This is a genomic window from Streptomyces sp. NBC_00820 (assembly GCF_036347055.1).
In the GTDB taxonomy this organism is placed as follows: domain Bacteria; phylum Actinomycetota; class Actinomycetes; order Streptomycetales; family Streptomycetaceae; genus Streptomyces.
On the sequence record NZ_CP108882.1, the window covers coordinates 1,750,847 to 1,776,888 of the forward strand.

Sequence of the window (26,042 nt, forward strand, 5' to 3'; positions counted from 1 at the left end):
TTTGCGTCATTGCCTGTTCCGGCCTGGCCTGAAAAGCAGGCGGCTGCGGGGGCCCGCCGGGGCCACCCGCAGCCGCCCTGCGATTACAGGTACTGGCCGGTATTCGCCACCGTGTCGATGGAACGTCCGGTGTCCGCTCCCTGCTTTCCGGTGATGAGCGTACGGATGTAGACGATCCGTTCGCCCTTCTTTCCGGAGATGCGGGCCCAGTCGTCCGGGTTGGTGGTGTTGGGGAGGTCCTCGTTCTCCTTGAACTCGTCCACGCAGGCCTGGAGGAGGTGGGAGACGCGGAGGCCCTTCTGGCTCTTCTCCAGGAAGTCCTTGATCGCCATTTTCTTGGCGCGGCCCACGATGTTCTCGATCATGGCGCCGGAATTGAAGTCCTTGAAGTACAGGACTTCCTTGTCGCCATTGGCGTAGGTGACTTCCAGGAAGCGGTTCTCCTCGGATTCGGCGTACATCTGCTCGACCGCGGTCTGGATCATGCTCTGGACCGTGGTCGTCCTGTCGCCGCCGTGCTCCCCGAGGTCGTCCGCGTGCAGCGGGAGGCGTTCGGTGAGGTACTTGCCGAAGATGTCCTTGGCCGCTTCGGCGTCCGGGCGCTCGATCTTGATCTTCACGTCGAGGCGGCCGGGACGCAGGATGGCGGGGTCGATCATGTCCTCGCGGTTGGAGGCACCGATGACCACGACGTTCTGCAGGCCTTCCACACCGTCGATCTCGGCGAGGAGCTGCGGGACGATGGTGTTCTCCACGTCCGAGCTGACGCCGGATCCGCGGGTGCGGAAGAGGGACTCCATCTCGTCGAAGAAGACGATGACGGGGGTGCCCTCGCTGGCCTTCTCCCGGGCACGCTGGAAGACGAGACGGATCTGCCGCTCGGTCTCACCGACGTACTTGTTGAGGAGCTCGGGACCCTTGATGTTGAGGAAGAAGCTCTTGCCGGAGGCCTGGCCGGTGACCTCGGCGACCTTCTTGGCCAGCGAGTTGGCGACCGCCTTGGCGATGAGCGTCTTGCCGCATCCGGGGGGCCCGTAGAGCAGGACGCCCTTGGGCGGGCGCAGCTCGTGCTCCTTGAACAGGTCGGGGTAGAGGTACGGCAGCTCGACCGCGTCGCGGATGGCCTCGATCTGGTTGCCGAGGCCGCCGATCTGCTCGTAGCCGATGTCGGGGACCTCTTCGAGGACCAGTTCCTCGACCTCGCTCTTGGGCACGACCTCGTAGACGTAGCCGGAGCGGGGTTCGAGCAGGAGGGCGTCACCGGGGCGGATGGTGACGTCCAGCAGTGGTTCGGCGAGCCGTACCACCCGCTCCTCGTCGGTGTGCCCGAGCACCAGGGCTCGTTCGCCGTCCTCGAGGATCTCCTTGAGGGTGACGATGTCGCCGACGCTCTCGTACTCCATGGCGTCGACCACGTTGAGCGCTTCGTTGAGCATGACCTCCTGGCCGCGCCTGAGGTCGTCGAGTTCGACGCTGGGGCTGACGTTGACGCGGAGCTTGCGACCGCCGGTGAAGATGTCGGCGGTGCCGTCCTCGTTCGCCTGCAGGAAAACGCCGAAGCCTGCCGGGGGCTGGGCGAGCCGGTCGACCTCCTCCTTGAGGGCCACGATCTGGTCGCGGGCCTCCCGGAGGGTGTTGGCCAGTCGTTCGTTCTGCGCGGAGACGCCGGCCAGATTGGTCTGCAGCTCGACGATCCGCTCCTCGAGAATCCTCGTGTGCCGCGGAGAGTCGGCGAGCTTACGTCGCAGGACGGCGATCTCCTGCTCAAGGTAGGCGATCTGCCCGGCCGGGTCGTCGGACCCTCGTCCCGGGCGGATGCCGCGGTTCATGTCGTCGTCGTGGGCTGCCACGGTCCTCACCTCCTCCAAGGGGAGCTGGACGCTTCCAGACCCTACCTGGGTGGGTGTCGATTGAAACCCCTAGATCACAAAGACTGTCAAGGTGTGTCGTCGGTCACCCGGTGCGCTCCCTCTTGCACGGAGGGGATACCCACTCAACGTGATTCAGAAGCGGCTTGTTCCGGGCCGGGAAGAGTCAAAACCCTTCAGGAGTGGCCTGAGTTGTCTGCTCCGGGCCGGTTGGCCGGTTCGCGGGCATGCGCGAGGGCGCTCGCACGATCATCACGCAGAGCGACGGTCGAGCCGATGGATGTCACCTGCGGGGCGGCTTGAACTGTGCCCCGCGGCCTTCGGGGCTCCCTTCCCCGGTGTGCCGCCTGTACCCGAGGGGGTGCGGGAGGAAACCCCTCACCCTGTCGCACACGAGGGGAAAGCGGGCGGAGGTAGGGTCGGGATGTCCAACAGCCGCTGGAGCGGACCCGGCTGGCCTGTGCCCGCCGGACGACCGCCCGGCGAACCGACGGCAGGAGAGATGAGCGTGCAGCAGGAGGCCCCGGACAGCGAGGCGCTGGAGGTCTGGATCGACCAGGACCTGTGTACCGGTGACGGGATCTGCGTCCAGTACGCGCCGGAGGTGTTCGAGCTGGACATCGACGGGCTGGCCTATGTGAAGGGCGCGGACGACGAGCTGCTCCAGCACGCGGGGGCGACCACCCCGGTGCCGCTGCCGCTCCTGACGGACGTGGTGGACTCGGCGCGTGAGTGTCCGGGCGACTGCATCCACGTGCGCCGGGTTTCGGACAGGGTCGAGGTGTACGGGCCGGAAGCGGAGTGAGCGCCGGCCGGCGTCCGCGGGGGCGTACGCGCGAAGTCCTGTGCGCGTGTGTCCCACGGACGCCGGCCGTTGCCGTATGCGGGTGAGTCCCGTCGGGCCCGCCGTGGGCGGGCCTTCGGCCCCGCGGACCGCAGGGCCCCGGACCCGACGCCGGTGACCGCGGGCCCCGGGCCGGACGCCGGGGGCCGGCAGGCCCGTACCGGACGTCCTGGGCCGGGAGCTCCCGGGCCGGCGCCCCGGGTCAGACGCTGTGGGTCTCGGCGGGCGTGGAGCGGATGAACGCGTGGCCGTTCCACTGCCACTTGACGGGGGTCTTCACGTCGGGGCAGCAACGGGGTACGTCGACGGTCGAGTAGCCGAGCAGCGTGGCGGTGATCGTTCCCGCGCGCAGGGCGAAGTCGGTGACGGTGATCCGGTCCTTGGGATCGACGAGGGTGGCGACCACGCGGGGCTTGGCGTCGTCGGCGCCCCGGGTCACGACGTAGACGGCGTCCGGCGGGGTGCCCATGGGGGCGTCGCAGTGCACGACGGCGACGGTTTCCGCTCTGCCGTCCCCGTCCAGGTCGCCGTCGGCCTTCTTCACCACCAGCGCCTTCACGGGCCCGCACTGGAGGGGGAAGGTGACGCCGGTCGTGCCGGGGGGCGCGACGTGGGTGGGGGCGGGTCTGGCCGGAGCACCGGCGGACGGCTGGGCTGCCGTGGCCGATGCGGGTTGTATGGCGGAGGACAGGGCTATCACGCCGGCGACCGCCGTGGCGGTGCCGACCCAGTGGATGGGCCGGGTGTGCGTGTGGGCAAGCTCCGGGACGGCGGATTGCTGCACGAGGAGTGTCTCCTGTGAGGGCTGTGCCGGTGAGGGGGTGGCCTGCATGGTGCCACACGTCACAGTGCGGGGGAACGGCGGGGTCGGTCCGGGGTTCCCGAGCGGGCGGGACCGTCCGCGCGCGTGGCGCCGCACGCACCGGCACGTCGGGGCAACGCAGGGGCGCCGTGGCCGAGTTCCCGGTGGAGGTGGGGAACTCGGCCACGGCGCCCTGGCGTTGTGGCCGGTGTGGGGCCGGTCAGCGGCCGGCGCCGCCGTCGGCGTTGGGTCCGGAGTAGTCCTCGCCGTAGGCGCCCTTGGCGGGGCGGCGGCGGCGCATGGGCGGCTCGACGCCGTCCGCGAGGCGGCGGGCGGTGAGCAGGAAGCCGGTGTGGCCGATCATGCGGTGGTCGGGCCGGACGGCCAGGCCCTCGACGTGCCAGTTGCGGATCATGCTCTCCCAGGCGGTCGGCTCGTTGAAGCAGCCGATCTCCCGGATGGACTCGACGGTCCGGGCGAGCTGGGTGGTGGTGGCCACGTAGCAGCACAGGATGCCGCCGGGGACGAGGGCCTTGGAGACGGCCTCCAGGCACTCCCAGGGGGCGAGCATGTCGAGGATGACGCGGTCGACGTCGGTGTCGGACAGGTTGTCCTGGAGGTCGCCGACGGTGAGCTGCCAGGCGGGGTGGGAGCTGCCGAAGTAGCGCTCGACGTTCTGCTTGGCGATCTCGGCGAAGTCCTCGCGGCGCTCGTAGGAGTGCAGCATGCCCTCATCGCCGATGGCGCGCAGCAGGAAGCTGCTGAGCGAGCCGGAGCCGACGCCGGCCTCGACGACGCGGGCGCCGGGGAAGATGTCGGCGAAGGCGAGGATCTGCCCCGCGTCCTTCGGGTAGACGACAGCTGCCCCTCGGGGCATGGACAGGACGTAGTCGGGGAGCAGGGGGCGCAGCGCGAGGTAGGCCACGTTGCCGGTGGTGCGGACAACGCTGCCCTCGGGAGCACCGATCAGTTCGTCGTGCGGGAAGGAGCCCTTGTGGGTGTGGAAATTCTTCCCGGCTTCGAGCGTGAACGTGTAGTGGCGGCCCTTGGGGTCGGTCAGCTGAACCTGGTCCCCGACCTTGAAGGGCCCGCGCCTGCGGGCGGCACCGGTCGGTTCGGACATGTGACCAGCCTACCGGCACCCGAGGAGGGTGCCGACCACACGCGGGTGGGTCAGCTGGGGCGGGCCATGGCCTTGACGAAGGCGCGCTCGACGTCGGCGGCGGACAGGACGCCGTAGATCTCGCCGGTCTGCTCGACGACGAGGTACTCGGTGGCCGGGGTGGCCCGCAGGGTGTCGAGGAGTTCCTCGCCGGACAGTTCGGCGGAGACGCGCATGCCGTCGGTGAGGTCCTGGGCGAGGCCGCTGACGGCGACCCAGGGGCGGCGGTGTTCGGGTACGCCGACGATGGCGGCCTCGCGGACCAGGGAGAGGGGGTTGCCGTCGGCGTCGACGACGACGAGGGCGCGGGCGCCGGCGGCGTTGGCGCGGCGCAGGGCCTCGGACAGGGGGGTGTCGGTCTCGACGGGGACGGCTCGGCGGGTGAGGGTGCGGGCCCTGAGTTCCGGGAGGTGTTCGCGCAGGCGGGCCATGCGCAGGCTGTTGCCGGCGCCGGTCCAGATGATGGCGGCGAGGATGGCGGCGAGCAGGGCGTCGGTGACGGTGTCCATGCCGCTGACGTCCTCGCCGTCGCCGCCGAGGACGCCGGACTGGTTGAGCAGGGGCAGGCCGACGAGGACGGCGAGGGCGAGGGCGCGGCCGACCCAGGCGGCGGCGACGGTGCCGCTCATGGGCTTTCCGGTGATCTTCCAGACGACGGCGCGGAGCATGCGGCCGCCGTCGAGGGGGAGGCCGGGGAGCAGGTTGAAGATGGCGACGAAGAGGTTGGAGATCATCAGGCCGGCCAGCAGGACGCCGGGGACGCTGGCGGGTTCGACGGGTTTCATCGCCAGGTAGAAGATTCCGGCGAGGACGAGGGAGAGCAGTGGTCCGACGAAGGCCAGGACGAACTCCCGTCCCGGGGTCTCGGCCTCCTTCTCGATCTCGGAGACGCCGCCGAAGAACTGGAGCTGGATGCGGCGGACGGGGAGTTTGAAGCGGAGCGCGGCGACGGTGTGGGCCAGCTCGTGGACGAGGACGGAGGCGTAGAAGGCGACCGCGAAGAACAGGGAGACCAGGTAGCGGGCGGCGCCGAGCTCGGGCAGCACGCGGTCGAGCTGGCCGCCGAAGACCCAGGTGATCAGGGCGGCGACGAGGAACCAGCTGGGCGCTACGTACACGGGTACGCCGAAGAGCCGTCCCATGAGCAGGCCGCCTCCGGGTTCCTCGGGCCTGGGTCGCGGCGGCTCGCCCTTGGCGATCCCGGAGTGGGCGAGCGAGCGGTGTTCGCTCTCGACTTCACCGGTTCCGGTTCCTGTCCCGGTATGGGTCCCTGTATGGGTGCCCGTGTCCCGGGTGTCCCCGCCGGAGTCCGGCTCCGGGCTCGTCTGTGGGGTTCGCGCGTCCGTGCCGGGTTCGGGGCTCGTGGCGTCCGTGCCCGGTTCGGCGTGCGTGTCGTGCGCGTCGTGCGTCTCGTCGCCGGGTGCCGGCTTCCCGGGGGTGGCCCGGGGGTCCTCGGCCGGTTCCGGACGTTCGGGGCCGGAGCGCCGGGAGGAGTGGAGTGCGGTCTCCTCGGGTGCCGGGGTCGTAGGAGTCGCGGGGTGCTGGGTCGGCTCGTCGTTGCCGGACCGCGGCTGCCCGCTCCCGCCGCTCACGTCCACGGTGTCCCCTCGTTCGAAGCGTCTTCCGCTCCTGCCGGGCGGAAGGGTCTCGGGTCGATGGTATGCGGCCGGGGTGGCGCGTTCCGCCCCGGCACCCCCTGTCTTCGCCCCGTGGACGCGAGGCCGGTGCGGTCCGCGGCTGGGTGACTGTCAGTGGTGGGCCGTATGGTCTGTGGACATGGACAGCAGGAGCGAGGAATCGGGGGCGGCCGGCATGGGCGAAGGGACGGAGGAGCCGGTGGTGGTCGCGCGTGCCGTCGTGGCTCCGGCCTCGTTGTCTCCGTCGCGGGCCAGTGACTTCATGCAGTGCCCGCTGCTGTACCGGTTCCGGGTGATCGACCGGCTGCCGGAGAAGCCGAGCGAGGCGGCGACGCGGGGCACCCTGGTGCACGCGGTGCTGGAGCGGTTGTTCGACGCGCCCGCCGCGGAGCGGACGGCGCCGCGGGCGAAGTCGCTGATTCCGGGGCAGTGGGACCGACTGCGGGAGAGCAGGCCGGAGGTCACGGAGCTGTTCGCGGACGACGCCGAGGGCGAGCGGCTGGCGCGCTGGCTCGGTGAGGCGGAGCGGCTCGTGGAGCGCTGGTTCACGCTGGAGGACCCCACGCGGCTGGAGCCGGCCGAGCGGGAGCTGTTCGTGGAGACGGAGCTGGAGTCGGGGCTGCGGCTGCGCGGGATCATCGACCGGGTGGACGTGGCGCCGACGGGTGAGGTGCGCATCGTCGACTACAAGACGGGCAAGGCGCCGCGCGCGGAGTACGCCGAGGGCGCGCTGTTCCAGATGAAGTTCTACGCCCTGGTGGTGTGGCGGCTGAAGAACGTGATTCCGCGGCGGCTGCAGCTGGTGTACCTGGGCAGTGGGGACGTGCTGACCTACGACCCGGTGGTGGCCGACCTGGAGCGGGTGGAGCGCAAGCTGCTCGCGTTGTGGGAGGCGATCCGTGAGGCGACGGAGTCCGGGGACTGGCGGCCGCGGCCGACGAAGCTGTGCGGCTGGTGCGACCACCAGGCGCACTGTCCGGAGTTCGGGGGCACTCCCCCGCCGTATCCGCTGCCGGTCGGGGAGGCCGGGACGCCGTCGGTGAGGGCGGCCGAGTCCGGTGGCGGTGCGCAGGGCACAATGAGCGCGGACTAGCGAAGGAGTGTCACGTGGCCATCCGCGTCCTACTGGTCGACGACCAGCCGCTGCTGCGTACCGGGTTCCGGATGATTCTGGAGGCGGAGCAGGACCTCGCGGTCGTCGGCGAGGCCGGTGACGGTCTGCAGGCCCTCGATCAGGTGCGTGCGCTGCAGCCGGATGTCGTGCTGATGGACATCCGCATGCCCCGGATGGACGGGGTGGAGGCGACCCGGCAGATCACCGGGCCCGAGCGGAACGGTCCGGCGAAGGTGCTCGTGCTGACCACGTTCGATCTGGACGAGTACGTGGTGGAGGCGCTCCGCGCGGGGGCCAGCGGTTTCCTGCTGAAGGACGCCCCGGCCCATGAGCTGGTGCAGGCGATCCGGGTGGTGGCGGCCGGTGAGGCGCTGCTGGCGCCGAGCATCACGCGCCGTCTGCTGGACAAGTACGCCACGCACCTGCCGTCGGGTGAGGAGCCGGCGCCGGACACCCTGCACACTCTGACGGACCGTGAGGTGGAGGTGCTGAAGCTGGTGGCGCGCGGCCTGTCGAACGCGGAGATCGCCGCCGATCTGTTCGTCAGCGAGACCACGGTGAAGACGCATGTGGGTCATGTGCTGACCAAGCTGGGTCTCCGGGACCGGGTGCAGGCCGCGGTGTACGCGTACGAGAGCGGTCTGGTGCGTCCCGGCGGGCAGTAGCCGCCGAGGTTTCCGGGCCGGTCTCCGGGCCGGTCCGGGGTGCGACGGCGAAGGGCGCCCTCCCTGCGTGGGAGGGCGCCCTTCGCCGTCGGTGCGTCCGGGGCCGGGGGGCCGTCAGGCCTTGTTGAGTTCCCAGAAGCGGAACACGGTCGAGGCGTCCAGGCAGTACTCCAGGCCGTAGACGCCGTCACGGACGACGGCGTACTGCTTGGCCTGCCAGACCGGCAGGACGGGCAGCTCGTCGGCGACGATGTCCTGGAGCCGGCCGAATTCCCGGTCGGTGGCGGCGCGGTCGCTCTGGGCGGCGGTGCCGGGGATGAGGGTGCCGGTGATCAGACTGTTGGTGTAGTTGTTGCCCAGCACGTTGCCCCGGCCGAAGAACGGCGCGGTGAAGTTGTCGGCGTCGGGGTAGTCGGGGACCCAGCCCTTGACGTAGACGCCGTACTTGCCCTGCTCGATGTCCTTCTCGTACTGCGCGAAGGCGACGGACTTCACGTCGGCCTCGAACAGGCCGCTGGCGTTGAGCTGGGCGGCGAAGGCCCGCAGCTCGGCGTCGGTGGCGGGACCGTAGCGGGACGGGGTGGACCACAGGGTCAGCTTGACCTTGCCGGTGATGCCGTCGGCGCGGAGTGCCTCGGCGGCCTTGGCCTTGGAGGGGCGGGCGCCGTAGGTGTCGAAGAAGGCCGTGTTGTGGCCCGCTATGCCGGCGGGGACGATCGAGTAGAGCGGGGTGGCGGTGCCCTGGTAGACGTCGCTGATGAGGGCGTCGCGGTCGATGAGGTAGGCCATGGCCTTGCGGACGCCGAGCTTGCCGGCGACCGGGTCCTTCATGTTGAAGACCAGGTGCTGGACCTCGGCGCTGCTGCCCTCGACGACGTCGACGCCCTTGGTGCCGCCCTGCTGGTCGATGCCGGAGACGTCGGCGGCGGTCAGTCCTCGGTAGGCGATGTCGACGTCGCCGGCGAGGAGGGCCTTCTTCAGCGCGGCCCGGTCGCTGTGGAAGAGCTTCAGGGTGACGCCGGAGTTCCTGGTCTTGGCGGTGCCCTCGTAGTGGGGGTTGACCGAGAAGACGGCGGCGTCCTTGCCGAAGGAGTCCAGCTGGTAGGGACCGGAGCCGACGGCCTTGTCGTCCTTGCGCAGGCCGGCCGCGTCGTACTGCCGGTGGTCGACGATGGAGCCGGCACCGGAGGCGATCTTGCTGGGGAAGGTGGCGTCGGGGACCTTGAGCCGGAAGACGACGGTCCTGGCGTCCGGTGTCTCGACCTTGCCGAGCGAGGGGAACATGACCGCGGGCCCGGCGGGGTCGTTGATCTTCAGCATGCGGTCGAAGGAGAACTTGACGTCCTCGGAGGTGAGGTCGTCGCCGTTGCTGAACTTCAGGCCGGGCCGCAGCTCGCACTGGTAGACGGTGGCCCGGTCGTTGCCGAAGGAGCAGTCCTTGGCGGCTTCGGGTACGGGCTGGGTGCCGCCCCGGGGGAAGGTGAGCAGCGACTGGAAGACATTGTCGAACAACAGCCAGGAGCCGGGGTCGTAGCCGGATGCCGGGTCCGTGGCCAGGACGTCGTCGGACATCCCCACCACCACGGAGGAGCCGGTTCCCCCGGAGTCACCGGTGTCGGAGCCGCAGCCGGTCAACAGGCCGGAGGCCAGCCCCGCCACGATGGGCAGGACCGGCCACTGGTTGCGCATGTTCACAGCATGTGCCTTCTTGTCGGTTCGTCACCCCGGGGCCACGGTCCCGGGCCCCGGGCACACGAGAGACGTCAGCCGCTCACACCACGGCCGAGCTCCCACAGCTGAAGCGTCGAGGTGGAGTTGAGCGCGTAGGAGATGCCGGTGATGTCGTCCCGCGCGGCGACGTACTGCTTGCCCTGCCACAGGGGGAGGACGGGGACCTCGTCGGCGACGGTGTCCTGGATCTCCGTCAGGCTCTTGGCGGCGTCGAGCCGGTCCGCCTCACGACGGGACTCGGGGATCAGCGCGCGCTGGATGGTGCTGTTCGTGTAGGGCGACTTGAGGACGTTGTCCTTGTCGAGGAAGGGCGCGAGGAAGTTGTCCGCGTCGGGGAAGTCGGGGAACCAACCCATGCCGAAGACGTCGTACTGGCCCTTGAGCTCGGCGGGACGGAACGTCGCCCAGGGGTGGCCCTGGATGGAGACGTCGAACAGGCCGCTGCCGTTCAGCTGCTGCTGCAGGATCTGGAACTCCTGCTTGGTGGCCGAACCGTAGTGGTCGCTGGTGTAGTGCATGGTCAGCTTCACCGGGGTGGTGATGCCGGCGCGCGCCAGCAGCTCCTTGGCCTTGGCGGCGCTGGGGTTGCCGTACTTGTTGAAGAACGAGTTGGAGTGGCCGGTCAGGGTGGCCGGGACGAGCGAGTACAGGGGCTCGGCCTGGGAGCCGTAGACCTTGGAGACGAGTTCGCCGCGGTCGATCAGCTGGGCCATGGCCTGGCGGACGGCCTTGTCCTTGACGGTGGGCGCGTCGGTGTTGAAGGCCAGGTAGCGGATTTCCATACCCGGCATGTCGACGATCTCGGCGTTCTTGTCGGAGCCGGAGTCGAGCTTCTGGATCTGCGTCGGCGACATGTTGCGGGTCATGACGTCGATGTCGCCCTTGTCGATCGCGGCGCCCATCTCGTCCGCGTCCTTGTAGGAGCGCAGCACGACCTTCTGGTTGTTCAGCGGCACGCTGCCCTTGTAGGAGGGGTTCTTGGTGAACGTGGCGCTGACCATCGAGTCACCGGAGACGGTGGCCTGGAAGGTGTAGGGGCCGGAGCCGTCGACGTCGAAGCCCTTGCGCAGCGAGTCCTTGGGGTAGAACTTCGGGTCGACGATGTCGGCGACCGGCGTGGACAGCTTGAACGGGAAGGTGGCGTCCGCGGTCTTGAGGTGGAAGACGACGTCCCGCTCGCCCTGGGTCTCGACGGTGTCGATGGTGTTGAGCAGGGCGGCGACGCCGGTGTCGGCGTTGATGCGCAGCACGCGCTCGATGGAGTACTTGACGTCGGCGGCCGTGATCTGGTCGCCGTTGGCGAACTTCAGGTCGTCGCGCAGCTTGCAGGCGTAGCGCTCGTTGCCGCTGTCGGTGAAGCCGCAGCTCTCGGCGGCTTCGGGGACCGGCTGGCCCTCGCCCTTGGGCTGGGTCATCAGGGTCTGCTGCGTCTGACGCAGGACGTTCCAGGAGCCGACGTCGTAGGCGAAGGCCGGGTCGAGGGGCGCGGGTGCGTCGCTGGTGGCCACGAACCGGTCCGTGGTGCCGACGGTGATGGCGTCACCGCTCTTGCCCCCGTCGTCGGATCCGCCGCAGGCAGCGAGAACCGGCGTCAGCAGTCCGGCCACTGCCGGCAGCACCAAAGTCTTGCGGTTCATGCGGACTTTCTCCAGAGCTGTTCGTTTCCGTGTACCCGTCACGCATGAGTGGTGCGGCGGTTCACGGGGGGTTGTGCGATGTTCTCGCGATGAGATTAGTCCGCGCTCGCAGGAGCGTTCGCAGTCGCGTGAGTTGAGTACCCATCACGCAGTGGAACCGGGTGTGGACGCACTGAAAACCATGCCGCGGAAGGATTGGTGCAGTGATCCACCAATCGGGACACAAGGGCGCGCCGAGCGGCCACGGATCGGGCCGTTCAGCACATGTGGACAACGATGTCGAGACCGCCCGGAGTGGGGAAGGTCACAATTCCGACCCCGATGGCCAATAGCTGAATTCGGCCAGGTGAACGGCCCCGAATTCGGTCCGGGTGTACGTCGGGGGAATTTTGCCCAGCGCCTCAATGGGATTTGCACGCTGGGTGAACGGCTAGCGCATTTGCGTCATCAAGCCGCGCAGAAATGTCAGGTCGACCTCTTCCAGGGAGGTGACGACCGTGCGCCGCTCGGCCGGGGCGATGGGGGCGATCGAGGGTACGGCGATGACCTGGCAGCCCGCCGCCTCGGCGGCGGCGACGCCGGTCGCTGTGTCCTCCACGACGGCGCACCGGGCCGGGTTCACACCCAGTCCGGCGGCGGCGAGCAGGTAGGGGTCCGGGTAGGGCTTGGTGCGGGAGACCTCGTCGCCGGCGATGGAGAGGGCGAAGTGGTGCGGGCCCAGGACGCTCAGGACGCGGTCGATGATGCGCCGGTGGGAGGCGGAGACCAGGGCGGTGGGGATGGCGTGCTCGTGGAGTTCGGCGAGCAGCCGGGCGGCGCCGGGCATCAGGGGCAGGCTCCGGCCGATGCGGTCCTCGAAGCCGTCGTTGAGCAGGACGCAGAGTTCGGCGACGGTGATGTCGGCGCCGGTGGCCTCGATGAGGAAGCCGGCGCTGCGGGTCATGGGGCCGCCGACCACGACGTGCCGCCAGGACTCGTCGAGGGTGCGGCCGAGGGCCGAGAACACCTCGGCCTCGACGTCCCACCAGAAGCCTTCGGTGTCCACCAGGGTGCCGTCCATGTCGAGGAGCACCGCCTGCAGGGTGAGACCTTCGGCCGTGGGGGTCTGCCCCGCCCGTGCGGGGCCGTGGGCGTGGGAAAGGGTTCCGGGCGCGGGGACCGTACCGGTCATCCGGGCGCACCTCCTTGAGGGACGGCCAGGCCGGTTCCCGGACAGGGAACCGGCCTGCAGTGGACCGACCAGTGTACGTCGCCGGCGGGCGAAGCGCCTCGTTTATCCGGCCCGCGTCGGGGTATCCCTTGCAACACCTCCGGCGCAGGTCAGAGGGGGGGTTCGGTGTGCCCGCGGCCGAATCCCCCGAGGGCTCAGCGGGCGTTGAAGTACTTCGCCTCGGGGTGGTGGATCACGATGGCGTCCGTGGACTGCTCGGGGTGCAGCTGGAACTCCTCGGACAGGTGGACGCCGATGCGTTCCGGCCGCAGCAGGTCGGCGATCTTGGCGCGGTCCGCCAGGTCGGGGCAGGCGCCGTAGCCGAGGGAGAAGCGGGCGCCGCGGTACTTCAGGGCGAACATGTCGTCGATGCCGGCGGGGTCCTCACCGGCGAAGCCGAGTTCGGAACGCACCCGGGCGTGCCAGTACTCGGCGAGCGCCTCGGCCAACTGCACGGACAGGCCGTGCAGTTCGAGGTAGTCGCGGTAGGAGTCGGAGGCGAAGAGCCGGGCGGTCTCCTCGCCGATCCGGGAGCCGACGGTGACGACCTGGAGGCCGACGACGTCGGTCTCCCCCGACTCCTCCGGGCGGAAGAAGTCGGCCAGGCACAGCCGGCGGCCGCGGCGCTGGCGCGGGAAGGTGAAGCGGGTGCGTTCGTTGCCCGCCTCGTCCAGGATGATCAGGTCGTCGTCCTTGGACACGCAGGGGAAGTAGCCGTAGACCACGGCCGCTTCGAGCAGGTTGTCGGTCTGGAGCTTGTCGAGCAGGCCGCGCAGACGGGGCCTGCCCTCGCTCTCCACGAGTTCCTCGTACGACGGACCGTCCCCGGCGCGGGCCTGCTTCAGGCCCCACTGGCCCTTGAACAGCGCGCCCTCGTCGAGCCAGCTCGCGTACTCCTTGAGCTGGATGCCCTTGATGACGCGGGTGCCCCAGAAGGGCGGGGTGGGCACGGGGTTGTCGATGGCGATGTCGGAGCGGACGTGGCCCTCCTCGGGGCGCTCCACGGTCTCGACGGTGGCCGCGGGGCGGACACGGCGCTGCTTCAGCTCGGGCAGCCGCGCTCCGGGAACGCCGCGCTTGACGCCGATCAGGGCGTCCATCAGGCGCAGGCCCTCGAAGGCGTCGCGGGCGTAGCGGACCTCGCCCTCGTAGATCTCGTGGAGGTCCTGTTCGACGTAGGCGCGGGTGAGGGCCGCGCCGCCGAGGATGACGGGGAACCGGGCGCCGAGGCCGCGCTGGTTCAGCTCCTCCAGGTTCTCCTTCATGATCACCGTGGACTTGACCAGGAGGCCGGACATGCCGATGACGTCGGCGCCGTGTTCCTCGGCGGCGTCCAGGATCGCGGAGACGGGCTGCTTGATGCCGAGGTTGACGACGTTGTAGCCGTTGTTGGACAGGATGATGTCGACGAGGTTCTTGCCGATGTCGTGGACGTCGCCGCGCACGGTGGCCAGCACGATGGTGCCCTTGCCCTCGGCATCGGACTTCTCCATGTGCGGTTCGAGGTGGGCGACGGCCGTCTTCATCACCTCGGCGGACTGCAGGACGAACGGCAGCTGCATCTGGCCGGAGCCGAAGAGCTCGCCGACGACCTTCATGCCGTCCAGGAGGGTCTCGTTGACGATGTCGAGCGCGGGCCGCTCCGCCAGGGCCTCGTCGAGGTCGGCCTCCAGACCGTTGCGCTCGCCGTCGATGATGCGGCGCTTGAGGCGTTCGTCCAGCGGGAGCGCGGCCAGTTCCTCGGCCTTGCCCGCCCTCAGGGACTTGGCGGTGGCGCCCTCGAAGAGCTGCATGAGCTTCTGCAGGGGGTCGTAGCCCTCGGCGCGGCGGTCGTGGATCAGGTCGAGGGCCGTACGGACCTGCTCCTCGTCGAAGCGAGCGATGGGCAGGATCTTGGAGGCGTGCACGATCGCCGAGTCCAGGCCGGCCTTGACGCACTCGTCGAGGAAGACGGAGTTGAGCAGGATCCGGGCGGCGGGGTTGAGGCCGAAGGAGATGTTCGACAGGCCCAGCGTGGTCTGCACGTCCGGGTGCCGCTTCTTCAGTTCGCGGATCGCCTCGATGGTGGCGATGCCGTCCCCCCGGGACTCCTCCTGACCGGTGCAGATGGTGAAGGTCAGGGTGTCGATGAGGATGTCCTCCTCGCGGATGCCCCAGTTCCCGGTGAGGTCGGCGATGAGCCGTTCGGCGATCTCGACCTTCTTCTCGGGGGTGCGGGCCTGGCCCTCCTCGTCGATGGTGAGGGCGATCAGGGCTGCGCCGTGCTCCTTGGCGAGCCGGGTGACCCGGGTGAAGCGGGAGTCGGGGCCGTCGCCGTCCTCGTAGTTGACGGAGTTGATCACCGCGCGGCCGCCGAGCTTCTCCAGGCCGGCCCGGATGACGTCGATCTCGGTGGAGTCGAGGACGATCGGCAGGGTGGAGGCGGTGGCGAAGCGGCCGGCGAGTTCCTCCATGTCGGCGACGCCGTCGCGGCCGACGTAGTCGACGCACAGGTCGAGCAGGTGCGCGCCCTCGCGGATCTGCTCGCGGGCCATCTCCACGCAGTCGTCCCAGCGGGCCTCCAGCATGGCCTCGCGGAACTTCTTGGAGCCGTTGGCGTTGGTGCGCTCGCCGATGGCCAGGTAGGAGGTGTCCTGGCGGAAGGGTACGGACTGGTAGAGGGAGGCGGCGCCCGCTTCGGGGCGCGGGTCGCGGGCGGGCGGGGTCAGGCCCTGGACGCGTTCGACGACCTGGCGCAGGTGCTCGGGGGTGGTGCCGCAGCAGCCGCCGACGAGGGAGAGGCCGTACTCGCGGACGAAGGTCTCCTGCGCGTCGGCGAGTTCCGGTGCGGTCAGCGGGTAGTGGGCGCCGTCCTTGCCGAGGACGGGCAGTCCGGCGTTGGGCATGCAGGACAGCGGGATGCGGGCGTTGCGCGCGAGGTAGCGCAGGTGCTCGCTCATCTCGGCGGGACCGGTGGCGCAGTTCAGGCCGATCATGTCGATGCCGAGCGGCTCCAGCGCGGTCAGGGCGGCGCCGATCTCGGAGCCGAGCAGCATGGTGCCGGTGGTCTCGACGGTCACGGACACGATGAGCGGCAGGTCGAGGCCGGCGACCTCCAGGGCGCGGCGGGCGCCGAGGACGGCCGACTTGGTCTGGAGCAGGTCCTGGGTGGTCTCGACGAGCAGCGCGTCGGCGCCGCCCTCGATCATGCCCTCGGCGTTGCGCTGGTAGGCGTCTCGCAGGGTGGTGTAGGGGGCGTGGCCGAGGGTGGGCAGTTTGGTGCCGGGGCCCATGGAGCCCAGTACCCAGCGGTGGCGGCCGTCCTTGGCGGTGTACTCGTCGGCGACCTCGCGGGCGATGCGGGCGCCGGCCTCGGACAGCTCGTGGACGCGGTCCGCGATGTCGTACTCGCCGAGTGCGGAGTGGTTGGCGCCGAAGGTGTTGGTCTCGACGCAGTCGACACCCACGGCGAAGTACGCCTCGTGGACGGAGCGGACGATGTCCGGGCGGGTGAGGTTGAGGATCTCGTTGCAGCCCTCGAGGTCCTGGAAGTCCTCCAGGGTGGGCTCCTGGTCCTGGAGCATCGTGCCCATCGCTCCGTCGGCGACCACCACGCGGGTGGCGAGCGCCTCGCGGAGTGCGGACGCACGGGTCCGGCTGTCGGTGGAAGGGGTCGTTGGCAACGAGGCCATGAAGGGGCTCCCTTAGGTGCGACGGCTGTCGGCTATGCGGCTTCCCCGGCGGACCGGGTGAGGGCACGGCGTCAGCGTAACCGGGAGTGGGCTTGGATGGGCACCGGCGTCCACGAGGCGGACGCGGATGGCGGAGCCGGGTGGCCGGGACGCCCCGCGCCGGCCCGGGGGACGCGCAGGCAGACGAGGGGAGTCGTCCGACCGTTGGCGGGAGGTCGACATGGACCGGTAGTGTTCGACATTGCCGAACGGTGCGTTTGACGGCACGTCGGCGGTCGAAGGGACGGAGGCAGGACGGCGATGGCACGGAACATCCAGTCGCTCGAACGGGCGGCCGCGATGCTGCGGCTGCTCGCGGGCGGCGAGCGGCGACTCGGCCTCTCGGACATCGCCTCGTCACTGGGCCTGGCCAAGGGCACGGCCCACGGCATCCTGCGCACCCTGCAGCACGAGGGTTTCGTGGAGCAGGACGACGCCTCCGGGCGCTACCAGCTGGGCGCGGAGCTGCTGCGTCTGGGCACCACCTATCTGGACGTGCACGAGCTGCGCGCGCGGGCCCTGGTATGGACCGACGACCTGGCCCGTTCCAGCGGCGAGAGCGTCTACCTGGGGGTGCTGCACCAGCAGGGGGTGCTGATCGTGCACCACGTCTTCCGACCGGACGACAGCCGGCAGGTGCTGGAGATCGGGGCCATGCAGCCGCTGCACTCCACGGCGCTGGGCAAGGTGCTCGCCGCGTACGACCCGGTGGCGCACAGCGAGGCCCTGGAGAGTTCCCGGACCCCTTTCACCGACCGTACGGTGTGCGGCCCGGCGGACTTCGAGCACCTTCTCGACCTCACGCGCGCGCGGGGGTACGCGGCCGACGTGGAGGAGACCTGGGAGGGCGTGGCGTCGATCGCGGCGCCCATCCACGACCGGCGGCGGATGCCGGTGGGCGCGGTCGGCATCACGGGCGCGGTGGAGCGGCTGCGTCCGGACGGCGACCTTCGGTCCGAGCTGATCGCGGCGGTGCGGGACTGCGCCCGCGCGGTGTCGCGGGATCTGGGCATGGGGCGGTTCTGAGGGCCGGTACGTCCGTGCCCTGAGCGGTGAGTGAGCCATCGGTGAAACGACCGGGACGCGAGACGGCGTTCCGGTGCTCGCCATGTCCTGAAATGGACATATAACTCATAAAAGTGCGTCCGTATGCGAAGAGCAATAGGCGGCTGCGATCAATAACGATCGTGCTTTCGATAACAGAACCCTTGACGCATGCGCGACGCCGAAGCGAGACTCCCGTCCATCGGTCGGCATTGTCGAACAACTACCGGTAATACGCGCTAGAGTGTGACAACGCCAAGGGCCGGCATCGCTCTCATCCCATGAGGGCGGGCAGAACCCCCGGAGGGATCCGGGGTTCGGCTTCCCTGGACGAAGGACAAAGGAGTCGCGGGTGTCCAGCTCCGACATCTTCATCGGCGAGACCATCGGTACCGCCATACTCATCCTGCTCGGCGGTGGCGTCTGCGCCGCCGTCACGCTGAAGGCCTCCAAGGCCCGTAACGCCGGTTGGCTCGCCATCACCTTCGGGTGGGGTTTCGCCGTTCTGACGGCCGTTTACACCTCGGCGCCCCTGTCCGGCGCACATCTGAACCCGGCCGTGACGCTCGCGCTCGCGATCAAGGACAACGACTTCAGCAACCTCCCCGTCTACTGGGGTGGCCAGCTTCTCGGTGCCATGATCGGCGCGTCCCTGGTGTGGCTCGCCTACTACGGCCAGTTCCACGCGCACCTCACCGACAAGGAGATCGTCGGCGGTCCCGGTGCCCAGGCCACGGCGGCCAAGGCCGTCGAGGCCGAGGAGACGGGCGCCGGTCCGGTGCTCGGCATCTTCTCCACCGGTCCCGAGATCCGCAACGCGCTGCAGAACCTCGCCACGGAGATCATCGGCACCGTGGTGCTGGTGCTCGCGGTCCTCACCCAGGGCCTGAACGACAAGGGCAATGGCCTCGGCACCCTGGGTGCCCTGATCACCGCGCTGGTGGTCGTCTCCATCGGCCTCTCGCTCGGCGGCCCCACGGGCTACGCGATCAACCCGGCCCGTGACCTCGGTCCGCGCATCGTGCACGCCCTGCTGCCGCTGCCCAACAAGGGCGGCTCCGACTGGAGCTACGCCTGGATCCCGGTGGCCGGTCCGCTGATCGGCGGCGCCATCGCTGCAGGCATATACAACGTCGCCTTTGCTTAAAGAAGTGACCAGCTTCGAGCACGCGCCGTACCTACAGCCCTCTCCCCCAGGATCTTTCAGGAGCACACAGTGACCGACGCCCACACCGCAGGCCCCTTCATCGCGGCGATCGACCAGGGCACCACCTCCTCGCGCTGCATCGTCTTCGACCGGGACGGCCGCATCGTCTCCGTCGACCAGAAGGAGCACGAGCAGATCTTCCCCAAGCCGGGCTGGGTGGAGCACGACGCCAACGAGATCTGGACCAACGTCCAGGAGGTCGTCGCCGGCGCCATCGAGAAGGCGAACATCACCCGCGACGACATCAAGGCCATCGGCATCACCAACCAGCGCGAGACCACCGTGCTGTGGGACAAGAACACCGGTGAGCCCGTCCACAACGCCATCGTCTGGCAGGACACCCGCACCGACTCCCTGTGCAAGGAGCTGGGCCGCAACGTCGGCCAGGACCGCTTCCGCCGCGAGACCGGCCTGCCGCTGGCCTCCTACTTCGCCGGCCCCAAGGCCCGCTGGCTGCTCGACAACGTCGAGGGCCTGCGCGAGCGCGCCGAGGCGGGCGACATCCTCTTCGGCACCATGGACTCCTGGGTCATCTGGAACCTGACCGGCGGTGTGAACGGCGGCAAGCACGTCACCGACGTCACCAACGCCTCCCGCACCATGCTGATGAACCTGCACACCACGCAGTGGGACGAGAAGATCGCCGAGTCCATGGGCGTGCCGCTGCGGATCCTGCCCGAGATCCGGTCCTCCGCCGAGGTGTACGGCGAGGTCACCGGCGGCAGCCTGGGCGACCTGCTCGGCGGCATCCCGGTCGCCTCCGCGCTGGGCGACCAGCAGGCTGCCCTGTTCGGTCAGACCTGCTTCTCCGAGGGTGAGACCAAGTCCACCTACGGCACCGGCACCTTCATGGTGATGAACACCGGTGACAAGATCATCAACTCCTACGCGGGCCTGCTGACCACGGTCGGCTACAAGATCGGCGACCAGCCGACCGTGTACGCCCTCGAAGGCTCGATCGCCGTCACCGGCTCCCTGGTGCAGTGGATGCGCGACCAGATGGGCCTGATCTCCACCGCCGCCGAGATCGAGACGCTCGCGCTCTCGGTCGAGGACAACGGCGGCGCCTACTTCGTGCCGGCCTTCTCGGGCCTGTTCGCCCCGCACTGGCGCTCCGACGCCCGCGGTGTGATCTCCGGCCTGACCCGGTACGTCACCAAGGCGCACCTGGCCCGCGCCGTCCTGGAGGCCACCGCCTGGCAGACCCGCGAGATCGCCGACGCCATGACCAAGGACTCCGGCGACGAGCTGGTGACCCTCAAGGTCGACGGCGGCATGACCGCCAACAACCTGCTGATGCAGACGCTCTCCGACGTCCTGGACGCGCCCGTGGTGCGCCCGATGGTCGCGGAGACCACCTGTCTCGGCGCCGCCTACGCCGCCGGCCTCGCCGTCGGCTTCTGGTCCAGCACCGACGAACTGCGCGCCAACTGGCGCCGGGCCGCCGAGTGGACCCCCCGCATGGACGCGGAGACCCGCGACCGTGAGTACAAGAACTGGCTCAAGGCCGTCGACCGGACCATGGGCTGGCTCGAAGACGAGAGCTGAGCGGCCTCACCGCCACTCAGCCGGCTCTGACGAGGAGTAAGTACCCGACATGACCAGTCCCACCATCCTGAAGTCCGTGCCTGCCCTGGGGACGCACCCGGCCTCCGGCTCCAACCCGAGCCGCGCCGAGACCAGGGAGCAACTCTCCAAGGCGTCGTACGACCTTCTTGTGATCGGCGGCGGCATCCTGGGCATCTCCACCGCCTGGCACGCCGCGCAGTCCGGACTCAGGGTGGCACTGGTCGACGCCGGCGACTTCGCCGGTGCCACGTCCTCCGCCTCCTCCAAGCTGCTCCACGGCGGTCTGCGCTACCTGCAGACCGGCGCGGTGAAGCTGGTGGCGGAGAACCACTTCGAGCGCCGTGCGGTCTCCCGCCAGGTGGCCCCCCACCTGGCGAACCCGCTCACCTTCTACCTCCCCGTGTACAAGGGGGGCCCGCACGGCGCGGCGAAGCTCGGCGCGGGCGTCTTCGCCTACTCCGCGCTGTCCGCGTTCGGCGACGGCGTGGGCCACCTGCTCTCCCCCGCCAAGGCGGCGCAGGACGTGCCCGAGCTGCGCACCGAGAACCTCAAGGCCGTGGCCGTGTACGGCGACGACCAGATGAACGACGCCCGTATGGCGCTGATGACGGTCCGCGCGGCCGTCGAGGCGGGCGCGGTCGTCCTCAACCACGCCGAGGTGACAGGTCTGCGCTTCACCCGGGGCCGGGTCACCGGCGCCGACCTCAGGGACCGGGTGTCCGGCGAGGAGTTCGGCGTGGGCGCCCGCCTGGTGCTGAACGCGACCGGCCCCTGGGTGGACCACCTGCGCCGGATGGAGGACCCGCACGCGGCCCCGTCCATCCGCCTGTCCAAGGGCGCGCACCTGGTGCTCAAGCGCACCTCGCCCTGGAAGGCGGCGCTCGCGACCCCGATCGACAAGTACCGCATCACCTTCGCCCTCCCCTGGGAGGACATGCTGCTGCTCGGCACGACCGACGAGGAGTACGAGGGCGACCCGGCCGACGTCACGGTCGACGACAAGGACATAGCCCAGATACTCGACGAGGCCGCGTTCTCCGTCCGGGACCAGCAGCTGAAGCGGGACCTGATCACCTACGCCTTCGCCGGGCTGCGCGTGCTGCCCGGCGGTCCGGGCGACACCTCCAAGGCCAAGCGCGAGACCGTGGTCACCGAGGGCCGCAGCGGCATGCTGTCCGTCGCGGGCGGCAAGTGGACCACGTTCCGGCACATCGGCCGCACGATCATGAAGAAGCTGGAGGAGCTGCCGGGCCGGCCGCTGGGCGAGGACTTCGAGCCGATCTCCTCGCTGCCGAAGCGGCTCCCGCTGCCCGGCGTCGCCAACCCGCGCGCGGTCGCCCACCGCCTCCTGGTGGACCACCCGGCGCCCGGCCCGCGGATGGCCGCCGACACCGCCCGGCACCTGGCCACCCACTACGGCTCCCTGGCCTTCGACATCGCCCGCCTGGCGAACGAGAACCCGGAGCTGGCCACGCGCGTCCACCCAGACGCCCCCGAGATCTGGGCCCAGGTCGTCTGGGCCCGCGACCACGAGTGGGCGCAGACGGCGGACGACGTCCTGCGCCGCCGGACGACGCTGACCATCCGCGGTCTCGCCACGGACGAGGTCCGCGCCAAGGTCCAGGGCGTGCTCGACGCGAAGTAACCGCACCGCACGCGGCAGGGGCGGCCCCGCACCGACGGGGCCGCCCCTGTCGTGTGTCCGGTTGTCAGTGGCGGCTGATATCCATGTCCCCATGCACATCGACAACGCGGACCCCGGTGAGATCGCGGCATTGCGCGAGGCGTTCGGCGTCGACGACGGCGGCGCGTCGGCCCTCGGCTGGGCGGCGGTGCGCGCCTTCGAGGCGGAACACGGGATCGTGCTGCCCGAGCCGTACCGGACGTTCGTGGCGGAGGTGACCGACGGGTCGCACCAAGGACCGCCGTCCTGCGGGCTGGTGGGACTCGCCGCGCTTCCCTCGGACTGGCCCGACGACGGCGCGAAGCGGGATCCGGGCAAGCCGTTCCCGCTCACCGAGACCTGGGTGTGGGAGGCCGACGAGGACGCGTTCGACGACCCGGAAGCCGTCATCGAGCAGGTCATCGACCACGGTTCCGTCGTCCTGGGGACCGACGGGTGTGCGATGAACTGGCATCTCGTCGTCACCGGTCCGATGCGCGGGCACATCTGGCAGGTCACGGACGTCGGCGCGCTGCCGTTCGGGGCACCCTTCGGTCACACCACGGCGGAACCCGGCTTCGCCGGCTGGGTGCGGCACTGGGCGGCGGGCAAGGAGTGGTTCGACGCCGGGTGACTGGGCCTCGGTCTCTCGCCACCGCCCGCCGCGGCCGTGAATTCGCCACGTTTTCGCCGCAACTCCGTAAGTTTTCCGTGAAGTTACTGCTGATGCGGCAGTGATTGAAGGAATGAAAGGTGAGTTGTGTTGGGCATCGTCATTGTCATGAACCTGCTGCCCGACGGGCGGGCGGCAGTCCTCATGGAGGTGTGGGATGCACCGCAGACTCGCCACCGGCCTCGCCGCCTCGGCGCTGGCCCTCGTCACCGTCACCACCACCGCGACGGCGGCCACCGCCGCTCCGGCCGACAAGCCGCAGGTGCTGTCCAGTTGGACCCAGACCAGCGCGTCCAGCTACAACGCGTGGGCCGCCGCCCGCTCCAACCAGTCGGCCTGGGCCGCCTACGGGTTCGACTGGTCCACCGACTACTGCTCCGACTCCCCCGACAACCCGTTCGGCTTCCCCTTCGCCACCTCCTGCGCCCGGCACGACTTCGGCTACCGCAACTACAAGGCGGCCGGCACGTTCAGCACCAACAAGTCACGCCTCGACGACGCCCTTTACGCGGACCTCGAACGCGTCTGCGCCGGCTACAGCGGCGCCACCAAGTCCGCCTGCGACGGCACGGCATGGACCTACTACCAGGCCGTCAAGGCGTTCGGCTGACGGGTCGCCGCCCGGGTGCGGGGCCGGGTGCGGGGCATCGCCGCCGCCCGGCCCGCGCGCCGCGCCCTGGCGCCCGGCTGCCCAGAGAGAGCGAACTCGCCGCACCGGACCGGCTGCCGGCCCAGCCGGACGTGCCGCCCGCACCCCTCGCGAGCACCGAACGATCCTCGCCGCACTGCGCGGCCGGGACGCGGAGACTGAGGCAAGGGCGGAGGCGACGAGGTCCTGGGCGACCGCGCACATCGCGAGCGTGGAGCGGTGGCCGCGCGGCAGCCTGTGAGGTCCCGGTGCTCGACGCACACGGCTCCCGGCTGACCGGGGGTGTTCCGGGCGCGTGATCGGGGCAGTGATCCGTCCGTGCCCCCGCGTGAGGGGGCTGCGGTAGCCCCCGTCGGACGCCGTAAGGTGGGAACGTCAAGCGAGGGCACGTCGGAAGGAGGCACTGGGTGATCGAGCTGGAGGGGGTTCCCGAGCTGATCGACCCAGTCATGGTGGCCGCGTTCGAGGGCTGGAACGATGCCGGCGACGCCGCCTCCACGGCGGTCGCGCATCTGGAACGCGAGTGGAAGGGCGAGGTGTTCGCGGCGCTGGACGCCGAGGACTACTACGACTTCCAGGTGAACCGCCCCACGGTGTTCATGGACGGGGGCGTGCGCAAGATCACTTGGCCGACGACACGGCTGTCGGTGGTCCGGGTCGGCGGCGAGAAGCCGCGCGACCTGGTGCTGGTGCGCGGGATCGAACCGTCCATGCGCTGGCGGTCGTTCTGCAACGAGCTGCTCGGCTTCGCGCACGAGCTGGGTGTGGAGCTGGTGGTCATCCTGGGCGCCCTGCTCGGGGACACCCCGCACACGCGCCCGGTCCCGGTCAGCGGAGTCACCTCCGACCCCGACCTGGCCCACAGCATGGACCTGGAGGAGACCAAGTACGAGGGCCCGACGGGCATCGTCGGCGTGCTCCAGGAGGCGTGCACGCACGCGGGGGTCCCGGCGGTGTCGCTGTGGGCCGCCGTACCGCACTACGTCTCCCAGCCGCCCAACCCCAAGGCCACGCTCGCGCTGCTCAACCGCCTGGAGGACCTGCTCGATCTGCGCGTCCCGCAGGGCGAGCTGCCCGAGGACGCGCGGGCCTGGCAGGTGGGCGTGGACCAGCTGGCGGCCGAGGACAGCGAGGTCGCCGAGTACGTGCAGACGCTGGAGGAGGCCCGGGACACCGCCGAGCTGCCGGAGGCGTCGGGCGAGGCGATCGCCCGCGAGTTCGAGCGCTACCTGCGGCGCCGGGACGTCAGCCCGCCCGGCGGCCACGCGACGGCCGAGGGCGGGGAGGGCGGCTCGTTCCGCCGCGACGCGCCCGGCGGCCGGAGCAGGCCCCCGAAGGCGCCGAAACCGGAGGCCCCGGAGACGCCGGACGCACCGGACACATCCGACGCGCCGGAGGACGGCGACGAGGACACCTCCCAGGACTGAGGTCGATCCCAGGACTGAGGTCGCTCCCGGGACCGAGATCGCGTCCCAGGGCTGAGCACGCGTCCCGGGACCGGGATCACGTCCAGCGGTCAGGGACCGCTCCCCGGCCCCGGCCGGAGGACGCCTCGCGGACCTGACGGCGAAGGGGCGGTACGCAGAACGCGTACCGCCCCTTCGCCGTCAGGCTCGTGGAAACGTCAGAGGGCCACGCCGAGCAGGGCGTCCACGGTCCGGCTGACCAGGCCGGGGGCGCCGATGTCGGTGCCGCCCTCCTGCTCCTGCCGGGCCGCCCAGCGGTCCACGGCGGCGAGCGCGGCGGGCGCGTCGAGGTCGTTCATGAGGGCCTCGCGAACCTCCTCGACCAGTGCGTCCGCGGACGGGCCGTCGGGCCGGGAGACGGCGGCGCGCCAGCGGCCGAGCCGGTCGACGGCGTCCTGAAGGACCTGGTCGGTCCACTCCCAGTCGGCACGGTAGTGGTGGGCGAGCAGGGCCAGCCGGATGGCGGCCGGGTCGACGCCGTCCCGGCGCAGCCGGGAGACGAAGACGAGGTTGCCCCGGGACTTGGACATCTTCTCGCCGTCCAGGGCCACCATGCCGGCGTGGACGTACGCCTGCGCCATGGGGAACTCGCCGGTGAGCACCTGGGCGTGCGAGGCGCCCATCTCGTGGTGAGGGAAGGCGAGGTCGGAGCCGCCGCCCTGGACGTCGAAGCCCATGCCGAGGTGGTCGAGGGCGATGGCCACGCACTCGATGTGCCAGCCCGGACGGCCATGGCCGAGCGAGCCGCCGTCCCAGCTGGGCTCGCCCTCGCGGGCGGCCATCCACAGCATCGGGTCGAGCGGGTTCTTCTTGCCCACGCGGTCGGGGTCGCCGCCGCGCTCGGCGGACAGCAGCCGCATGGCGGCCGCGTCGAGGTTGGAGACCTGACCGAAGTGCGGGTCGGACTCGACGGAGAAGTAGATGTCGCCGTCCAGGTCGTAGGCAGCGCCGAGGTCGCGCAGGCGTTCCACGAGCGGGACGATGCCGGGTATCGCCTCGACGGCGCCGATGTAGTGCTGCGGCGGGAGCATCCTGAGGGCGGTCATGTCCTCGCGGAAGAGGGCGGTCTCCTTCTCGGCGAGGGCGACCCAGTCGACGCCGTCCCGCTCCGCGCGCTCCAGCAGCGGATCGTCGACGTCGGTGACGTTCTGGACGTAGTGAACCTGCCGCTTGGTGTCGAGCCACACGCGCTGAACCAGGTCGAACGCGTTGTAGGTCGCCGCGTGACCCATGTGGGTCGCGTCGTACGGCGTGATGCCGCAGACGTAGATACGGGCGACGGGACCGGGGGTGAGGGTGACGAGGCCGCCGGTCGCGGTGTCGTGGATCCTCAGGTCGCGGCCCTGACCAGGCAGGGCGGGGACCTCGGAAGCGGGCCAGGCATGCATGTA

The 26,042-nt window shown here is 70.3% G+C and carries 19 protein-coding genes; 10 read left to right on the forward strand and 9 right to left on the reverse strand.

Annotated elements, in window-relative coordinates:
* Positions 1-83 precede the first annotated feature (83 nt).
* Complete coding sequence (gene arc / locus OIB37_RS08055; protein ID WP_330456837.1) at positions 84-1,850, reverse strand: proteasome ATPase; 1,767 nt, start codon at positions 1,848-1,850, stop codon at positions 84-86.
* A 520-nt stretch (positions 1,851-2,370) separates the two neighbouring features.
* Here arc and OIB37_RS08060 point away from each other — a divergent pair.
* Positions 2,371-2,673 (forward strand): ferredoxin, encoded by a 303-nt coding sequence (locus tag OIB37_RS08060; protein WP_330456838.1) that lies wholly within the window; start codon positions 2,371-2,373, stop codon positions 2,671-2,673.
* A gap of 241 nt (positions 2,674-2,914) precedes the next feature.
* On the opposite strand, the gene OIB37_RS08065 is transcribed toward OIB37_RS08060, so the two are convergent.
* From OIB37_RS08065 to OIB37_RS08075, 3 genes are all read right to left on the reverse strand, one after another.
* A complete protein-coding gene (locus tag OIB37_RS08065; RefSeq protein ID WP_330456839.1) occupies positions 2,915-3,496 on the reverse strand; it encodes a hypothetical protein in 582 nt (193 codons plus the stop codon).
* 238 nt (positions 3,497-3,734) lie between these two features.
* Positions 3,735-4,637: a tRNA (adenine-N1)-methyltransferase gene (locus OIB37_RS08070; protein WP_330456840.1), complete on the reverse strand. Its 903-nt coding sequence runs from the start codon at positions 4,635-4,637 to the stop codon at positions 3,735-3,737.
* A gap of 50 nt (positions 4,638-4,687) precedes the next feature.
* The gene (locus tag OIB37_RS08075; RefSeq protein WP_330456841.1) at positions 4,688-6,274 is read right to left on the reverse strand and encodes a site-2 protease family protein; all 1,587 of its coding nucleotides are present in this window, start codon (positions 6,272-6,274) and stop codon (positions 4,688-4,690) included.
* Between the two features lie 214 nt (positions 6,275-6,488).
* Between OIB37_RS08075 and OIB37_RS08080 the strand changes: the two genes are divergently transcribed.
* A complete protein-coding gene (locus OIB37_RS08080) occupies positions 6,489-7,406 on the forward strand; it encodes a RecB family exonuclease (RefSeq protein WP_330461793.1) in 918 nt (305 codons plus the stop codon).
* Positions 7,407-7,420: 14 nt separating this feature from the next.
* Positions 7,421-8,092: a response regulator transcription factor gene (locus OIB37_RS08085; protein ID WP_330456842.1), complete on the forward strand. Its 672-nt coding sequence runs from the start codon at positions 7,421-7,423 to the stop codon at positions 8,090-8,092.
* Positions 8,093-8,206: 114 nt separating this feature from the next.
* Here OIB37_RS08085 and OIB37_RS08090 read toward each other — a convergent pair whose 3' ends face one another.
* The 4 genes from OIB37_RS08090 to metH all read right to left on the reverse strand — a co-directional run bounded on the left by OIB37_RS08090 (position 8,207) and on the right by metH (position 16,341).
* Positions 8,207-9,787 (reverse strand): ABC transporter substrate-binding protein, encoded by a 1,581-nt coding sequence (locus OIB37_RS08090; protein ID WP_330456843.1) that lies wholly within the window; start codon positions 9,785-9,787, stop codon positions 8,207-8,209.
* A 68-nt stretch (positions 9,788-9,855) separates the two neighbouring features.
* A complete protein-coding gene (locus tag OIB37_RS08095) occupies positions 9,856-11,460 on the reverse strand; it encodes an ABC transporter substrate-binding protein (protein WP_330456844.1) in 1,605 nt (534 codons plus the stop codon).
* Between the two features lie 430 nt (positions 11,461-11,890).
* Positions 11,891-12,631 (reverse strand): HAD family hydrolase, encoded by a 741-nt coding sequence (locus OIB37_RS08100; RefSeq protein WP_330456845.1) that lies wholly within the window; start codon positions 12,629-12,631, stop codon positions 11,891-11,893.
* A 194-nt stretch (positions 12,632-12,825) separates the two neighbouring features.
* Positions 12,826-16,341, reverse strand: coding sequence for a methionine synthase (metH, locus tag OIB37_RS08105; RefSeq protein ID WP_330456846.1), 3,516 nt, complete (start codon positions 16,339-16,341; stop codon positions 12,826-12,828).
* Positions 16,342-16,641: 300 nt separating this feature from the next.
* Here metH and OIB37_RS08110 point away from each other — a divergent pair, with 300 nt between their 5' ends.
* The 7 genes from OIB37_RS08110 (at position 16,642) to OIB37_RS08140 (ending at position 24,612) form a co-directional block, all read left to right on the forward strand.
* Complete coding sequence (locus tag OIB37_RS08110) at positions 16,642-17,406, forward strand: IclR family transcriptional regulator (RefSeq protein WP_330456847.1); 765 nt, start codon at positions 16,642-16,644, stop codon at positions 17,404-17,406.
* A gap of 370 nt (positions 17,407-17,776) precedes the next feature.
* Entirely contained in the window at positions 17,777-18,571 is a 795-nt protein-coding gene (locus tag OIB37_RS08115) for an MIP/aquaporin family protein (protein WP_330456848.1), read from the forward strand.
* Between the two features lie 69 nt (positions 18,572-18,640).
* The gene (gene glpK, locus OIB37_RS08120) at positions 18,641-20,179 is read left to right on the forward strand and encodes a glycerol kinase GlpK (RefSeq protein WP_330456849.1); all 1,539 of its coding nucleotides are present in this window, start codon (positions 18,641-18,643) and stop codon (positions 20,177-20,179) included.
* A 49-nt stretch (positions 20,180-20,228) separates the two neighbouring features.
* Complete coding sequence (locus OIB37_RS08125; protein WP_330456850.1) at positions 20,229-21,845, forward strand: glycerol-3-phosphate dehydrogenase/oxidase; 1,617 nt, start codon at positions 20,229-20,231, stop codon at positions 21,843-21,845.
* A gap of 91 nt (positions 21,846-21,936) precedes the next feature.
* A complete protein-coding gene (locus tag OIB37_RS08130; RefSeq protein ID WP_330456851.1) occupies positions 21,937-22,497 on the forward strand; it encodes an SMI1/KNR4 family protein in 561 nt (186 codons plus the stop codon).
* A gap of 196 nt (positions 22,498-22,693) precedes the next feature.
* A complete protein-coding gene (locus OIB37_RS08135) occupies positions 22,694-23,146 on the forward strand; it encodes a phospholipase (protein WP_330456852.1) in 453 nt (150 codons plus the stop codon).
* A gap of 446 nt (positions 23,147-23,592) precedes the next feature.
* Positions 23,593-24,612, forward strand: a complete 1,020-nt coding sequence (locus OIB37_RS08140) for a PAC2 family protein (protein ID WP_330456853.1) — start codon at positions 23,593-23,595, stop codon at positions 24,610-24,612.
* A 197-nt stretch (positions 24,613-24,809) separates the two neighbouring features.
* Here OIB37_RS08140 and mshC read toward each other — a convergent pair whose 3' ends face one another.
* Positions 24,810-26,039: a cysteine--1-D-myo-inosityl 2-amino-2-deoxy-alpha-D-glucopyranoside ligase gene (mshC, locus tag OIB37_RS08145; RefSeq protein WP_330456854.1), complete on the reverse strand. Its 1,230-nt coding sequence runs from the start codon at positions 26,037-26,039 to the stop codon at positions 24,810-24,812.
* Positions 26,040-26,042 lie beyond the last annotated feature (3 nt).

Excerpts from the sequence above, each read along its gene's own strand:
- OIB37_RS08060 (WP_330456838.1), top strand. The coding sequence starts at position 2,371 with ATGAGCGTGCAGCAGGAGGCCCCGGACAGCGAGGCGCTGGAGGTCTGG.
- OIB37_RS08070 (WP_330456840.1), bottom strand. The coding sequence starts at position 4,637 with ATGTCCGAACCGACCGGTGCCGCCCGCAGGCGCGGGCCCTTCAAGGTC.
- OIB37_RS08080 (WP_330461793.1), top strand. The coding sequence starts at position 6,489 with ATGGGCGAAGGGACGGAGGAGCCGGTGGTGGTCGCGCGTGCCGTCGTG.
- OIB37_RS08095 (WP_330456844.1), bottom strand. The coding sequence starts at position 11,460 with ATGAACCGCAAGACTTTGGTGCTGCCGGCAGTGGCCGGACTGCTGACG.
- OIB37_RS08100 (WP_330456845.1), bottom strand. The coding sequence starts at position 12,631 with ATGACCGGTACGGTCCCCGCGCCCGGAACCCTTTCCCACGCCCACGGC.
- metH (WP_330456846.1), bottom strand. The coding sequence starts at position 16,341 with ATGGCCTCGTTGCCAACGACCCCTTCCACCGACAGCCGGACCCGTGCG.
- OIB37_RS08110 (WP_330456847.1), top strand. The coding sequence starts at position 16,642 with ATGGCACGGAACATCCAGTCGCTCGAACGGGCGGCCGCGATGCTGCGG.
- OIB37_RS08125 (WP_330456850.1), top strand. The coding sequence starts at position 20,229 with ATGACCAGTCCCACCATCCTGAAGTCCGTGCCTGCCCTGGGGACGCAC.
- OIB37_RS08130 (WP_330456851.1), top strand. The coding sequence starts at position 21,937 with ATGCACATCGACAACGCGGACCCCGGTGAGATCGCGGCATTGCGCGAG.
- OIB37_RS08135 (WP_330456852.1), top strand. The coding sequence starts at position 22,694 with ATGCACCGCAGACTCGCCACCGGCCTCGCCGCCTCGGCGCTGGCCCTC.
- mshC (WP_330456854.1), bottom strand. The coding sequence starts at position 26,039 with ATGCATGCCTGGCCCGCTTCCGAGGTCCCCGCCCTGCCTGGTCAGGGC.